The sequence below is a fragment of the Gemmatimonadota bacterium genome (assembly GCA_026702745.1).
Classification (GTDB): Bacteria; JAAXHH01; JAAXHH01; order JAAXHH01; family JAAXHH01; genus JAAXHH01.
In genome coordinates this window covers 65,468-79,448 of sequence record JAPPBT010000079.1, presented here as the reverse complement: position 1 = coordinate 79,448, position 13,981 = coordinate 65,468, and the positions used below count along the sequence as shown (strand labels likewise).

Here is a 13,981-nt window from a genome sequence, read left to right as displayed (position 1 = left end):
CTCCTGGCGCGCTTCGGCACTACGTTACTGAGGCCAACAATCCAAGGTTCTTCTGTATAGTAGGCCTTCGATCCTCAATGCCTCTACCCGAATCGAATAGAGACAACGCTAGAACTCATATAAGTAGAGTGGAGGGTAGGTAAACCGCTGTCAACAACTACCCGGACTCCAAAGTATCACGATGGAACTGGAATTTAACGCGTTACGTAAAAAGTCAATTGACATGATCACCATACATACGTATAGTAAAACAATTCTAAATCAGAATACTCTCGCGTCCCCTGGCGGACCCGCACCCCGCGGACCTTCAAGCGTCCCCGTGCTACTTCTGATCGACATACGGCACGGGGTTTTTTTCGTGCCTATACCCGGCACACTTAGTGCGCACGGACGCGGGAGGAGCGGATCATGGGTTGTTCTGTTACGAAGCGGGGACGCTGGGTCGAACTCGGGAAGAGCGACGCCCGGCGCAGGATGTTCCGAAGGGAATACAAGTACCTGGTGATGGAGGAATACGTTTTCCGGCTCGCGCATGCGTACCCGCCCGTCACCGTGTTCAGGCAGAGCCGCCTGCAGCAGGAAGCAAGCCCGCTGCCCATGTTCCGGTTCGACGGGAACAGGCTCATGGTGTACCCGGGGTACTCCTGGGACGGCGCGTCGGGTCCGGCGGTCGACACTGCCTCGTCGATGGCCCCGAGCCTGATGCATGACTGCGCCTACCAGTCGATCCGTATGGGACGGCTGAGCCGGGACTACCGGAAAGCCGCCGACCGCGACTTCCGGGAACTCCTCCGGTCCGAGGGGATGGGCCGGGTGTGGAGCCGCGTCAGGTACTGGGCCCTGCGCGCCTTCGGTGGCCGCGCCGCGAAACCGTAGCTTTGAAAGCGGTCTACGTCGGGGAAACCGGCCGCTCCGGCGGCGCGTCCTGTCAATTGCGTTTGCCCGATTGCGCCGCTTGACCTATATTACGGGGGTTCTATCGTAGCGTCGAGCGGATCGCGCCCGGTGCGGCGATGCAGGCAGGACGCGACTTTTGCAGCCGAAAGGACCGATCCCCTATGGCCAAGACCCCCGACATGGGTGACATACAGAAGGACCTCAAGGAGTTCTTCTCGACCAAGTACGGCGCGCAGGTCCAGTTCGCCCAGCCGGAGAAGGAGGGCGTCCCGGCGGATCCGCCCGCGGAAGAAGTGCCGCTGCCGGAGATCCGGTTCGACATGAAACCGGAGGAGCTGGAAGCCTATCTGAACGAGTACGTCATCCGCCAGGACGAGGCCAAGGAGATCCTGGCCACCAAGATCTGCACCCATTTCAACCGCATCCGCCTCCAGGAGGAGAAGGAACCGGTCGGCAACATCAAGAACAACATCATCCTGATCGGCCCGACCGGGGTGGGGAAGACCTACCTCATCAAGCTCATCGCCAGCCGGATCGGCGTGCCCTTCGTCAAGGGCGACGCCACGCGGTTCAGCGAGACGGGCTACGTGGGCGGGGACGTGGACGAGCTGGTCCGCTCGCTGGTCCACGAGGCCGACGGCAACATCAAGCTGGCGGAACACGGCATCATCTACATCGACGAGATCGACAAGATCGCCTCGTCGGGCAACATCGTGGGTCCCGACGTGTCGCGGACCGGGGTGCAGCGCACGCTCCTCAAGCTGATGGAGGAGACGGACGTGGACCTGCAGGCGCCCCACGATCTGACGTCCCAGATGGAGAACGCCCTCCAGTTCCAGAAGACGGGCAAGGTGGAACGAAAGCGCATCAACACGCGGAACATCCTCTTCATCGTCAGCGGGGCCTTCGCCAACCTGGAAGAGATCATCAAGAAGCGCATGAGCGTGCAGACGATGGGCTTCGAGCAGGGCGACGGCGCGGAAAAGCCCGACGACGGCGAATGGCTGCCGCACGTAACCGCGGAAGACCTGATCAAGTACGGCTTCGAGTCGGAATTCATCGGACGGCTACCGGTGACCGCCGTGCTGCACAAGCTTAGCGTCGACGACCTGTTCCAGATCCTCCGGAACCCGAACAGCCCGGTCATCATCGCCAAGAAACTGGACTTCAAGGCCTACGGCATCGACGTGGACTTCGACGAGAAGTCGCTGCGCCTGATCGCCGAACAGGCCCACCAGTCGGGTACGGGCGCCCGCGGCCTTATCGGTGCGATGGAGCGGATCCTGATCCGGTTCGAGAAGAAACTCCCGTCCAGCACGGTAAAGCAGTTCGCCGTGACGGCCGAAGTGGTGGAGCACCCGGAGAGCGAACTCGAACGGATCCTCGCGGAGGCGCCGCCCGAACCGGCCGAACTGGTGCAGGTGTACTACGCGGAACACGACATCACGCTCACGCTGGACGAAGCCGCGGCCGCCGCGCTGGAAGACCTGGCGGCGCAACAGGGCCGGACCACCGAGGAAATGGGGCTGGAGCTATTCAAGGACTACGTCCACGGCCTGAAGCTGATCCAGGCCCGGGAACTGAAGATCACCAAGGCAGCGATCGAGAACCCCGGCGCGTACCTGGACCGCCTGATCAAGAAGTTCTACGAAAACCAACCCAAGACGACCTGACGATCATCCACCCGAATCACCGCCCATGATCCCGGTAGCCCTCACCATCGCGGGTTCCGACTCCGGAGGCGGCGCCGGCATCCAGGCCGACCTCAAGACGTTCTCGGCCCACGGCGTGTACGGCATGTCGGCCGTAACGTCCGTGACCGCCCAGAACACCCTCGGCGTGCAGGCCGTCCACAACCTGCCGCCCGAGGCGGTGGCGGCGCAGATCGATTCCGTCCTTTCGGATATCGGCGCCCGGGCCGTCAAGACCGGCATGCTGGCCAACGCGGAGATCATCGCCGCCGTGGCCGACGCGCTGCGGGCGTATGCCGACATACCCCTGGTGGTGGACCCGGTGATGCTCGCCAAGAGCGGCGACGCGCTGCTGGAACCGGAGGCGGTCTCCACGCTGATCGAGCGGCTTGTCCCCCTCGCCGTCGTCGTCACGCCGAACCTGGACGAGGCCAAGGCGCTGACGGGCATCGAGGCGTCGGACGTGGACGGGATGAAGGCGATCGCCCGGAAGCTCCACGAGATGGGGCCGCGCCACGTGGTCGTCAAGGGCGGCCACCTCGAGGGGCCGGCGGTCGACGTGTTGTTCGACGGCGCGGAGTTCCGGACCTTTGAGGCCGAACGTATCGACACCCGGAGCACCCACGGTACGGGGTGCACCTTCGCGTCCGCCATTGCCGCCGGACTGGCTCAAGGGGCCGGGGTGGCCGAAGCCGTGGAGTCCGCGAAGGGCTACCTCACCGGGGCCCTGCGCCACGCCGAACCCCTGGGCGGGGGGCACGGGCCGGTCCATCACTTCCACGAACTCTACCGCGACGCCGACCGCCTCTCGGTCCTGGACCAGTTGTCGGCCGCGGCGCGGCGTTTGGAAAACGCCCACGCGGGGGACCTCGTCCCCGAAGTGCAGTGCAACCTGGGCATGGGACTGGCCGGCGCACAGTCGGCGGACGACGTGGCCGCCTTCCCCGGCCGGCTCATCCGCGTGCGCCGCGATATCCGCTCCGTGGCGCCGCCCGAGTTCGGCGCTTCCTCCCACGTGGCCCGGATCATCCTCACCGCCATGCGTAAGGACCCGTCCAAACGATCCGTGATGAACATCCGGTACGACGAATCGATCCTCGGCGCCTGCCGGGGGCTGGGACTCTCGGTCGCCTCCTTCGACCGGCACCAGGAGCCGCTCGAATCCAAAAGGCGGGAAGGTTCGTCGCTCGAGTGGGGAACGGCCCGGGTCATCGAGGAGCAGGGCTTCGTGCCGGATATCGTCTTTGACCTGGGGGACGAGGGGAAGGAACCCATGATCCGGGTCATCGCCGAGACCCCGGAGCGGGTCGGGGATATCGCGCTGGCCGTGCTGGAAAAGTCCAGGGGGAAGTAGTACAGCCGCGGCAGGACCCAACCGCGCACAATCCGCCGGCCGCCGGACCGGTCTCAGCCGCGCACAGTCCGCTGGCCGCCGGACCGGTCTCAGCCGCGCACAGTCCGCCGACCACCAAGCCGGTCAATACCCCAGTTTGCGTAGATAGGCGCGTTCCAGCTTCATCTTCTCTGTATCGGGCAGGTCCGACTGGCTGGGACACACGGTCACCCACCGGTCGTAACCGATCTCCTCCAGCGCCTTCATGGCGGCGCCGAAGTCGAGCAGCCCGCCGTCTCCGAGCTCGACGAAGCGGTAATCCTTGTAATCCTGCAGGTGCACATACACCAGCCGATCCCTGAAGTCCCGGATGGACTGGGCGGGATCGTAGTGCCAGAAAGCCGAATGGGAGACGTCGATGCAGAGCTGCGCCCGCTTCATCAGGCGCATGAGCAGTTCCCATTCCTCGCGGGAATCGACCGTGGTGCTGGTGTGGATGTGGTAGCACACGTCCAAATCGTACTGCGATGCGTAGTCGGCGAACTCGTCGGACAGGTCCGCCAGGGCCCGGATGTCGTCGGGCGTCGATGCGCGGCCGTAGGGACGGCCGGCACCCATGAACATGAAGGTGTCCGCCTCCACGTCGGCGGCGAAATCGATGCGGCGCTTGTTCCGCTCCTTCATCTCGTGATCCCCGTCGAGGGAGATGCCGCCGCCGGTGACCACGGCGACCTGCACGCCCGCGCGGTCCGAAATGGTCTTCACCCGCTTCGCCGACCCCAGCCAGTCCAGCGACTGCCGGATCTCCCAACCGTCCCAGCCGGTTTCCTTCAGCTGCCCAAGGATCTCGTCCAGGTCCGGAGTCTGCCACCGCAGTCCGCTGAATCCCAGTTTGAATTTCAAAGCGGGCTCCTTATGTGCCTTTATATACGCTACGTCTTTATCCGGTCACTTCACCCGAAATGGCGATCTTGCGGACCTCTTCGCCGTCGAGCCGGTAGTTGGTCGACAGCGCGTCGATGGCCTCGCCGACGCGGCTCAGCGGCAGGGTGTGTGAGACCATTTCCTCGAAGGGGTAGCGGCCCGATTCGAGAATGGGCAGGCCGCGCACGAAATGCGTGATGGTGCTGGCCCAGACCCCGACGAGGGTGATGTGGCGGAACACGAAGTGGTTGAAAGGGTTCATGGAAACGTCGCCCGCGTCGGTGAAGTGACCGCCTTCAACGTAGGTCCCGCCCCGCCGGAGCATTTCCACGCCTTCCGGGATGGCCGGCGGCACGCCCGTGCACTCGAAGACCACGTCGGCGCCGTAACCGCCCGGCGTCTCCGCCTTGACCGCTTCGATGCGATCCTGCGCGTCCGGCACTTCCTCGATGTTGATGGTCACGTCAGCGCCGAAGGCCTTCGCCAGTTCCAGGCGCGACGCGGGCGCCCCGACCACGATTGTGCGGTGCGCGCCGGCCTCGATGGCCGCGGCTAGGCTGAACAGTCCGATGGCGCCGGCGCCCTGGATGACCGCGGTAGACCCGAGTTTCATCTGGGCCTTTTCAGCGAAGTGCAGGCCGACGGTAAAGGGTTCGAGCAGTACCGCGACCTCGGGCGGACTCTGGACTTTTAGAAACTTGCTGCGGGGGACGTTCAGCAGCACGTACTCGGCGTATCCGCCCTGGAAGTGGGGCTTGATGTCGGCGTAGGGCCGGAATCCGTAGGCCAGCACGTTGGGACAGAGCCCGGGCTCCCGGACCACCGCGCAGAAATAGCAGGTCCCGCACTGCTGCCCCGGGATGATGGCGATGAGATCGCCCTCCCGGACCGGCTTTTCCATGGCGTCCGAGTCGACGCCCGATCCCAGCTTCTCGATGACGCCCACGATCTCATGGCCCAGCACGAGCGGGAAGGCCTTGCGCCGCGCGTGGCCTTGATAGACGTGCACGTCCGTGCCGCAGACGCCGCACATGGACTGCCTTACGAGCACCTCTCCCGGACCGGGGTCGGGGACCACCGCCTCGCAGACGGTGAATGTGCCCCGCTCCCCGCTCAGGATCGCCGCTCTTCCCGTTCGCGCCATTCAGCCTCCAGGATGCTAGCCGGCCGCTGCCGACCGCCACTCGCTCAGTCGACGGCCGCGCACTCAGTCGACGACCACGCGTGCTACCGGGCAGCCGCTACCGACATGGACAGCCGTTGCCGACATGGCCGGCCGGATCAGACCGTACTCAGCCGTTGAAGCGTCGTTCCGCTTCCGCCCAGTCCACCACGTTCCACCAGGCTTCGATATACGCGGGACGCAGGTTCTGGTAATTCAGGTAGTAGGCGTGTTCCCAGACGTCCAGCCCCAGGATGGCCGTCTTGCCTTCCATGATCGGGCTGTCCTGGTTGGCCGTGGAGTAGACCTCGAGATTGCCCGCCCCGTCCTTGGCGAGCCAGGCCCAGCCGGAACCGAAGCGCGTCGCGCCCGCGGCCGCGAACTGCTCCTTCATGGCGTCGAGACCGCCGAAGGTACTGTCGATCGCCGCGGCCAGGTTGCCCGAGGGGTTCCCGCCGCCGTTGCCGCTCATGATCGTCCAGAACTGCGTGTGGTTGGCGTGACCGCCGCCGTTGTTGCGCACGGCGGTCTTGATGGCGTCCGGCACGATGGCGCAGTTGTCCGCCAGCAGTTCGTCCAGGCTCTTGCCGGCCAGGTCGCCGTGGTCCGCAAGGGCGTTGTTCAGGTTGGTGATGTAGGTGTTGTGGTGCTTGCCGTGATGGATTTCCATGGTGCGCGCGTCGATGTGGGGCTCGAGCGCGTCATGGGCATAGGGCAGATCGGGCAGCGTGAATGACATGGTACTCTCCTTTGGGGATGGATCCGCACAACTGTTGAGAATTGCGGTGCCGGCCAGTCCGGCCAGGGCGCCGCCTGCTATTTTTCCGATGAAACTCCGGCGCGAAAGGCCGGTGCCGACGCTTTCCGCTTCCGCGTTCATATCCGCTTCGGGGACCGACTGAGCTTCCGCGTTCATATCCGCTTCGGGGACCGAATCCGCTTCGGTATCTGTTGGTTTCATTTTGAGGCCTTTCCCTTTGTTAGTCTGTTGCCGGCCGGCGGCGCCACGAATCCGAGCAGTGCGACGCCTGTGCGCCTACCCGGCCGGGCTACGCCGTCGCCACGACGTCTCCGAACAGCGTGAAGGGCGTGGAACCGGTCACGCGCACGGGCACGATCATGTTGGATTCGACGCCGTCCCGCGCCGGGAACACGACGGTCTTGAAGGCGTCCGTCTTGCCGAAGAGCTTGTCGGCGTCCCGCCTGGATGTTCCTTCGACGAGCACGTTCACGGTCTTTCCCCGGTACGCGCGGTTCCGGGTTTCGGAGATCGACTTCTGCATCTCGATGACGGCCGTCAGGCGCCGGCCCTTCACATCCTCCGGCACGTCGTCGTCCAGGCGTTTGTGGGATGCGGTGCCGGGCCGGGGCGAATACTTGAACATGAATGCGCTGTCGAACCGCACGGTCCGCATCATCTCGCAGGTCGCTTCGAATTCCGCTTCGGTCTCCCCGCAGAAACCCACGATGATGTCCGTCGTCAGCGCGATCCTGGGCATACGCTCCCGAAGCCGCCGGACGACGTCGAGAAACACCTCCGGAGTGTAGTCCCGGCGCATGCGGGAAAGGGTCGCAGGCGCGCCGGACTGCAGCGGAAGGTGCGTGTGGGGACAGAACTTCGGAGAAGCCGCCATGGCCTCGATCAACCGGTCCGGAAAATGGGCCGGATGGGGCGAAGTGAACCGGATGCGCTCGATGCCGTCGACTTCCGCCGTCCGGGTAAGCAGTTCCGCGAAATCGACCTCGCCGTCCCGGTACTTGTTCACCGTCTGCCCGAGCAGGGTCACTTCCCGGTAGCCTTCCGCAGCGAGGCGTTCGACCTGGCGGATCACCTCGCCGTGGGGCGTGCTGCGCTCCCGACCGCGCACGAAGGGCACGATGCAGAAGGAACACATCTTGTCGCAGCCGCGCATGATCGTGACCCAGCCGTTTACGCCGGCTTCCCGGACGGGGTCGATGTCGAGATAGTGTTCCGCCCGGTCCCAGGTCAGGCTCAGCGCCGGTTCGCTTTCCGCGTCCAGCGCCCGGAGCATGGCCGGCAGGCGCCGGTAGCTGTCCGGTCCCGCGACCAGGTCGATGTAGGGCGCGCGCTCGATGATCCGGTCGCCGAGGTGCTGGGACATGCACCCGCAGAGTCCCAGGATCAGGTCGGGGTTGGCCGTCTTGAACCGGTTCAGTTCGGACATGCGCCCGAGTACCCGCTGCTCCGCGTTCTCGCGGATAGCGCAGGTATTCACCAGGATCACGTCGGCCCGGTCGACCCGGTCGGTGACCCGGTAGCCCTCGCGGGCGAGCAGCCCCACGATCAGCTCGGAGTCCGCCTTGTTCATCTGGCAGCCGTAGGTCTCCACGTACAGGGACCGCGCCTGTGTCGCGGCGGGCGCCGCAGGCGGCTCGATAACCGTGCTGTCCGTGCTTTCGATGCTGTCCAGGCTGACCAGGCTGTCCATGCTGACCACCACCATGAAACCCCGTGTGATTTCGCGTTTTTAAGATTCCGCTAATCTATAAGTCCGGCATGATACCGTCAATCAAAAACATGCCCTGCGCGGCGTATCCGGCGCCTCAGTTGTTCCTGTCCCTCACGGACTTCGTCGCGGGGCAGTCCGCCCCGTTCCAGGCGGCCATCCTCCGCGGATTCGAGCCGTTTGTAGAACGCCATGCCGAGCCGGGCGAATTCGGACTCGGCCGGATGATTGTCCATGGCATGAAACAGGATATCCTCGGCGCTGGCGTACCGGCCGTATCGTTCGTAGTAGGTGAACAGCAGCACTGAAGTCGACACGGGCAGATCAACGTTCTGGAGAAATCCGAGCAACTCGCTGATCGCTTCGTGGGGATCCGTAACGAGACCGGTGGTGCTGATGTCTTCGCTGATCCAGCGAAAGTCTTCCGTGCCGATGGACGGCTCCACGGCGATTTCAAGGTAGCAGTTGAGGGCCTTCAGGTACAGGCGGCGGCCGTCCTCCTCCTGCCCGTCCGCCAGGGCCAGCGTTCCGTCCTCCTTGAACAGGCGCGCGGCCATGAGAGCGGTGTCCACGGCCCCTCCGCTCCGTTTCATCAACATGGAGAGCAGGGTACGTTCCGACAGCGCCATGACGGACGCGGTCGACAGGCCGAAGATGTCCTCCCTGGTCTGGGCGACGATCGAACGGGCGCGTTGATAGTCCTGGTCGCGGTGCGCCCGGATCAACAGGATCAGCGCATCGATGAATACGCGGATCGTCCTCATGATGTAATCCTGTCTGAACATCGAACGGGCCCTCACTCGATGTAACCGGCCTCAGTCCCTGCCTGGTCGTTAAGCGCTGCCGAACCACCGTCGCGGACATCCAGTGGAGGGATGTCCGGTCCGTAAGCAAGCCGAATTCGGGGTATGGCTGGATATGCCGACGATTCAGGGGAGACGCCCGGTGGACAAGGCGGCATGGATAGGCGGCACAGAAATAAAAAAGGCAGGGAATGTAAGAAGCCCCTGCCTCTGGTACTGCTTCGCGGTCGTAATGGATCAGCAGCCGTTTTCCGACCGGATGTACTGCATGGGATTGACGCGCCTGTGGTCCTTATGGACCTCGTAGTGCAGGTGATGTCCGGTGGTTCTCCCGGTCATGCCCACACGTCCGATGATATCGCCGCGCTTCAATTCCGTGCCCTTCTTCACCAGGATGGCGGAAAGATGACCGAAGCGAGTCTTGTATCCGTTCAGGTGGTCTACGTCGAGGTACAGGCCGTACCGGGGGTCCACGCCGGTCCGGTCCACGACGCCGCCGGCCGGTGACTTGACCGGGGTCCCGGGGGCCGCGGCGATATCGATCCCGTGGTGCATGGTGTAGAGACCGGTGAAGGGATCGGTCCGCAGGCCGTACCGGCTGGTAATCACGCCGGTTACCGGAGTGATCGAAGGAACGAACTGCCAGCGGTCGTCGACCTCGCGGATCTGCTGCTCGATGTCCTCCATGCTTCTGAGCGAAAGGCTCGATCTGCGCCGGGAGGTTTCCATCTCGGAGTGCAGCCTGGTCGCCCGGTAATAGGGCGAATCAGGCGCGAATCCCGGATCCGGCGAAGGGGCCGGTCCACCCACACCCACCTGGCGTATATCCGGGTGGATGCTCGGAAGTCCCGCGATAAGCCGGGCGTTCTCTTCCGATGCGATGAGCGAATCCAGCCTGGTCTTGTTCGACTGGCTGGACTGCTCCAGGATCCTTATCTCTTCGTGCATGCTGCCGTGTCGGTATTCGGCAAGCCATGACCGCGCACCGGCGTACACGAAACCCGTTACCATGACCAGCGTGCCCAGCATGACGGCGATCGGCAGTCCGGATATACGAACCGTTCTATCCCCGAAATGCAAGACCAGCAGTCCGGTCGGCATTCGGCGTTTAATCAAAATTTTAATTCCTGAAACTATTGTCTGGCGAAATAGTTGCCAAACAAATCTTAGTCTATGCGATTAAACCACTTATCGCGACTATATGTGACCTAAAATGTAGCGTGCCGCGCCGCGTGTCAAACTTTTTTTGGAGATTTTCCGTCAACCGGACGTCGGCTCAAAGGCCCCTTTCCGGGAAGAACCAGGTCGACGGATCGAGGATGCGGCCTTCGTAGTGGACTTCGTAGTGTATGTGGTATCCACTGGTCTTTCCGGTCATTCCTACCAACCCGATGACTTCTCCCCGATTCACCCGTTGCCGGTTTTCAACCAGCACTTCGGAGAGGTGGCCGTAACGCGTGACGTACCCGTTCTGATGGTTGATGTCCACGTACCTGCCGAGGTTCGCGTTCACGCCGGTCCGTGAAACCACGCCGTACGCGGTGGCCCGCACCGGCTCGTTCTTGTTCGCGGCGATGTCCAGCCCGCCGTGTACCCGCACCTCGTCGCTCAGCAGGTTCCGCGACGTGCCAAATGGTCTCGAGACCGGTCCCTGCACCGGCGAGATGATGGGAATGCCGCGCCAGTAGGCCTCGTCGTCCCTGGAGGCCGCTTCGACGGACCGCAGGCTGGCCAGTTCCGCGCGGGTCTCGTCCAGTAACCGGTCGATCCCGCCGCCGATTCGGTCTATGGCCGCGGCGGGCGATTCGGACCACTCGATGGATGCCTGGACCGGCGGGGATGCTTCGGCGCCGGCAGCCGAACCAGGCGGACCAAGCGGACCAGGCGCGCCGGGGCCGCGGACGATCTTGTCGATATCCGCCGCGCGTTCCGACAGATCCTCAATCCCCGATTCGATGGTACCGTCCAACTCGTGCAGGGCGCTCAACTGTTCCCGCAACCGGTTGTTCTCCCGCTCCCGTTCCGTCAGGGCGCCGTCGTCCAACAGGGTTGTCAGGTAGGATGCGCCGATATGCCATCCGGCCAGCATCAGCAGCACGAGGACGACGAGGCCGGCCAGGACCGGAAGGAGGCCGTACTCCCGGGCTTCGTCCCGGGCATTGGCCGGCAGATGTACGAATGAAACGAGCTTCCGTCGCAGCATACCGTTCTCCGCGCTCCGGCGGCCGGTAAGGCGCTGCCGCGGGCGGATATGCGGCGGGGTGTCCGGGGTGGATCCCGCCGCGCCGGAGATGGGGATCGATCAGTTCAGATAGGCCCGGAGCTTCTGGCTCCTGGAGACGTGGCGAAGCCTGCGCAGCGCCTTTTCCTTGATCTGGCGCACGCGCTCCCTCGTGAGACTGAACCGCGTCCCGATCTCCTCGAGGGTATAGGATCTCTCCATGTTTATGCCGTAATACAACGCGATCACGGCCGCCTCCCGCTTGGTCAGGGACCCGAGCGCCCTGAAGATCTCGTCTTTGAGCGCATCCACCATGAGCGCCTCGTCCGGCGCATCCTGGTCGTCGTCCTCGATGAGGTCCAGCAACCGGTTGTCTTCACCCGCCTTGAGCGGCGCGTCCAGCGACACGTGGCGGCTCGCGATGCGCATCGTGTCCTTCACGTCGCCGGGATTCATGTCCAGTTCCTCGGCGATCTCCTCGGTGCTGGGCTCGCGTCCGAACTCCTGCTCGAATTCACTGGAAAGCCGGCCGATCTTGTGGAGCGTGCCGACCCGGCTCAGGGGCAGCCGCACGATGCGGGACTGCTCGGCAAGCGCCTGGAGAATTGACTGCCGGATCCACCAGACCGCGTAGGAAATGAACTTGAAGCCCTTGGTCTCATCGAACCGCTTGGCCGCCTTGATCAGCCCGATATTGCCTTCGTTGATCAGGTCGGACAGGGAAAGACCCTGGTTCTGGTACTGCTTGGCCACGCTGACCACGAACCGGAGATTGGAGGACGTCAGCTTCTCCAGCGCCTTCTGGTCGCCGGCCCGGACCGACCGGGCCAGTTCGGTTTCTTCTTCGGCCATCAGAAGCGGCACGTTGCCGATCTCCTGCAGGTAGAGGTCGAGAGACCGGTCTTCCGTCGCCGCCGTATGTGTTTTCGTTATCGTACTCACGTGCTGTGACAACTCCTGTTTATTTGTTTGACTTCGGGGCCGCAATCGTCCCCACTTAACCGGAATTACCCGCCCGATCGGACGTTCCGGGCAGTCCAGGCGGTCCAGGCGGTCCGGTACACGCTGCCGTAAAACCGGCAAGTTTACTAACATACACAAAATTGCAAACTTGTCAATAAAAAACAGGCGAACAGGGGTCGGCAGTGTACGCCGAACAGGGCCGCCTGATCACCCGGGCAGGGCCGCCAGCGTACCCTGATCGTCGAATTCCAGCGGACCGCGGCGGTCCGTGACTTCGATGTCCTCCCGGCCGGCCAGTTCGTCGGACAGGGCCTCGGAGACCGCGACGCGTCCGAGGGAAAGCGTGTTCCGGATACGGACGGCGCGTCCCTCGCCGGGCGGTTTCATGCCGATGGTGGAGAATGCGGCCTCGATGACTTCGCGGTCCGTGTCCAGGAACACGGGGATTCGGGATTTCTGCGGACTCATGCCCGTGATGGAATTGACGTAGGTATACCGGTGGTTGATCTTGTCCACCAGGCGGCGGGTGGTGAAATCCGCCAGCCCGATGCCCACGGCGTTGCCCTCGCTCTCAGGCGTCAGGTCGCGGACGATGATCCGCAGGATCCGCGGGATCGCGGGCTCGGTCTCGAAATTCTGCATGCGCCGGCCGATGATGTTCGTGTCCATCCCGGTCCCGCTGATGTTCTTGCCCATTTCGTCGACGATCAGGATGTCGATGTCGTCGGACGGAAGACGGGGCATGAGGCGCTGCGCCTCCTGGAACAGCCGCCGTTCTTCCTGCTGCAGGACACCTGCCGGGACGCCGATGAGGTGCGCGGTCTGGTCGTAGGCGTTCTCGATGATGGCCAGCCCGAAGGCCACGGGCGCGTGGTCGAGCACGTGCTGCGATACGGTCGAGATCATGTGTTCGAACCCGTATTCGAAGACCGCGCCGTGATAGTAGCTCGCGCCTTTCTGCTTGCCCAGCCCGATGGCCAGCATCTTCATGAGGCCGCTGCCGACCGAACCCTTGAAGTCCGTGTGGGGTTTCACGCGGTTGACCACCACGATGTGGTCGGCGCTCAGGGCGTTCCGGTCCAGGTAGACCGGAAGCCCGTCTGCGGTCTCGCCGAGACTCGCCGGCTCGATGTCGGAGCGGACGGGACATCCCGTCGCCGCCTCGTGGATCCCGTAGTTCTCCAGTACCCTCCGCTGGCCTTCCGAAGTCGCCCCGCCGTGGCTCCCCATGGCCGGCACGACGAAGGGTTTCAGGCCAGCCTTCGCCAGGGCGGCAACGACGCTCTTCACGATGGTCGCAATGTTGCCGATCCCCCGGCTGCCGGTGGCGACGGCCACCGTGGACCCGGCGCGCAGGCCCGTCTCCTCGATCATGCGGGAGACCTCCCCTTCGGCCGTTCCGGCGATGTCTTCGACGAAAGGCGCGTCGAACCGCTGGCGAATCTCCCTGAATGCGGGCAGTTTCATGTGGGGTCCTCCGTTTTTCAGCCGATAGGTGTCGTGTACCGGGGCGGCGTCT

Annotated in this window: 12 protein-coding genes; 3 read left to right on the top strand and 9 right to left on the bottom strand. The window is 63.9% G+C overall.

The features are described from left to right. Positions 1 to 408: 408 nt before the first annotated feature. The 3 genes from OXH56_13655 (at position 409) to thiD (ending at position 3,942) form a co-directional block, all read left to right on the top strand. A complete protein-coding gene (locus OXH56_13655) occupies positions 409 to 876 on the top strand; it encodes a hypothetical protein (protein MCY3556353.1) in 468 nt (155 codons plus the stop codon). Between the two features lie 182 nt (positions 877 to 1,058). Continuing rightward, positions 1,059 to 2,570 carry an AAA family ATPase gene (locus tag OXH56_13650; protein ID MCY3556352.1) on the top strand — a complete coding sequence of 504 codons (1,512 nt, stop codon included), beginning with the start codon at positions 1,059 to 1,061 and terminating at the stop codon, positions 2,568 to 2,570. Between the two features lie 25 nt (positions 2,571 to 2,595). After that, on the top strand, positions 2,596 to 3,942 hold the full coding sequence (gene thiD, locus OXH56_13645; protein ID MCY3556351.1) for a bifunctional hydroxymethylpyrimidine kinase/phosphomethylpyrimidine kinase: 1,347 nt from the start codon (positions 2,596 to 2,598) through the stop codon (positions 3,940 to 3,942). Between the two features lie 123 nt (positions 3,943 to 4,065). On the opposite strand, the gene OXH56_13640 is transcribed toward thiD, so the two are convergent. From OXH56_13640 to OXH56_13600, 9 genes are all read right to left on the bottom strand, one after another. Continuing rightward, positions 4,066 to 4,824 (bottom strand): sugar phosphate isomerase/epimerase, encoded by a 759-nt coding sequence (locus tag OXH56_13640; GenBank protein ID MCY3556350.1) that lies wholly within the window; start codon positions 4,822 to 4,824, stop codon positions 4,066 to 4,068. 37 nt (positions 4,825 to 4,861) lie between these two features. Further along, the gene (locus OXH56_13635; protein ID MCY3556349.1) at positions 4,862 to 5,989 is read right to left on the bottom strand and encodes a zinc-binding dehydrogenase; all 1,128 of its coding nucleotides are present in this window, start codon (positions 5,987 to 5,989) and stop codon (positions 4,862 to 4,864) included. A gap of 148 nt (positions 5,990 to 6,137) precedes the next feature. Continuing rightward, positions 6,138 to 6,746 (bottom strand): superoxide dismutase, encoded by a 609-nt coding sequence (locus tag OXH56_13630; protein MCY3556348.1) that lies wholly within the window; start codon positions 6,744 to 6,746, stop codon positions 6,138 to 6,140. 310 nt (positions 6,747 to 7,056) lie between these two features. After that, positions 7,057 to 8,457, bottom strand: a complete 1,401-nt coding sequence (gene miaB / locus OXH56_13625) for a tRNA (N6-isopentenyl adenosine(37)-C2)-methylthiotransferase MiaB (protein MCY3556347.1) — start codon at positions 8,455 to 8,457, stop codon at positions 7,057 to 7,059. A 77-nt stretch (positions 8,458 to 8,534) separates the two neighbouring features. Next, positions 8,535 to 9,260 carry a DUF6483 family protein gene (locus tag OXH56_13620; GenBank protein ID MCY3556346.1) on the bottom strand — a complete coding sequence of 242 codons (726 nt, stop codon included), beginning with the start codon at positions 9,258 to 9,260 and terminating at the stop codon, positions 8,535 to 8,537. 255 nt (positions 9,261 to 9,515) lie between these two features. Next, complete coding sequence (locus OXH56_13615; GenBank protein MCY3556345.1) at positions 9,516 to 10,394, bottom strand: M23 family metallopeptidase; 879 nt, start codon at positions 10,392 to 10,394, stop codon at positions 9,516 to 9,518. Between the two features lie 160 nt (positions 10,395 to 10,554). Beyond that, positions 10,555 to 11,481, bottom strand: a complete 927-nt coding sequence (locus OXH56_13610) for a M23 family metallopeptidase (protein ID MCY3556344.1) — start codon at positions 11,479 to 11,481, stop codon at positions 10,555 to 10,557. Positions 11,482 to 11,580: 99 nt separating this feature from the next. Further along, positions 11,581 to 12,441, bottom strand: a complete 861-nt coding sequence (locus OXH56_13605) for a sigma-70 family RNA polymerase sigma factor (protein MCY3556343.1) — start codon at positions 12,439 to 12,441, stop codon at positions 11,581 to 11,583. A gap of 228 nt (positions 12,442 to 12,669) precedes the next feature. After that, positions 12,670 to 13,929 (bottom strand): lactate racemase domain-containing protein, encoded by a 1,260-nt coding sequence (locus OXH56_13600; protein MCY3556342.1) that lies wholly within the window; start codon positions 13,927 to 13,929, stop codon positions 12,670 to 12,672. Positions 13,930 to 13,981: the final 52 nt, after the last annotated feature.

Bases quoted from the DNA above. Each gene is read 5' to 3' on its own strand.
- miaB (MCY3556347.1), bottom strand. From the start codon at position 8,457: ATGGACAGCCTGGTCAGCCTGGACAGCATCGAAAGCACGGACAGCACG.
- OXH56_13600 (MCY3556342.1), bottom strand. From the start codon at position 13,929: ATGAAACTGCCCGCATTCAGGGAGATTCGCCAGCGGTTCGACGCGCCT.
- OXH56_13630 (MCY3556348.1), bottom strand. From the start codon at position 6,746: ATGTCATTCACGCTGCCCGATCTGCCCTATGCCCATGACGCGCTCGAG.
- OXH56_13655 (MCY3556353.1), top strand. From the start codon at position 409: ATGGGTTGTTCTGTTACGAAGCGGGGACGCTGGGTCGAACTCGGGAAG.
- thiD (MCY3556351.1), top strand. From the start codon at position 2,596: ATGATCCCGGTAGCCCTCACCATCGCGGGTTCCGACTCCGGAGGCGGC.
- OXH56_13610 (MCY3556344.1), bottom strand. From the start codon at position 11,481: ATGCTGCGACGGAAGCTCGTTTCATTCGTACATCTGCCGGCCAATGCC.
- OXH56_13635 (MCY3556349.1), bottom strand. From the start codon at position 5,989: ATGGCGCGAACGGGAAGAGCGGCGATCCTGAGCGGGGAGCGGGGCACA.
- OXH56_13650 (MCY3556352.1), top strand. From the start codon at position 1,059: ATGGCCAAGACCCCCGACATGGGTGACATACAGAAGGACCTCAAGGAG.
- OXH56_13620 (MCY3556346.1), bottom strand. From the start codon at position 9,260: ATGTTCAGACAGGATTACATCATGAGGACGATCCGCGTATTCATCGAT.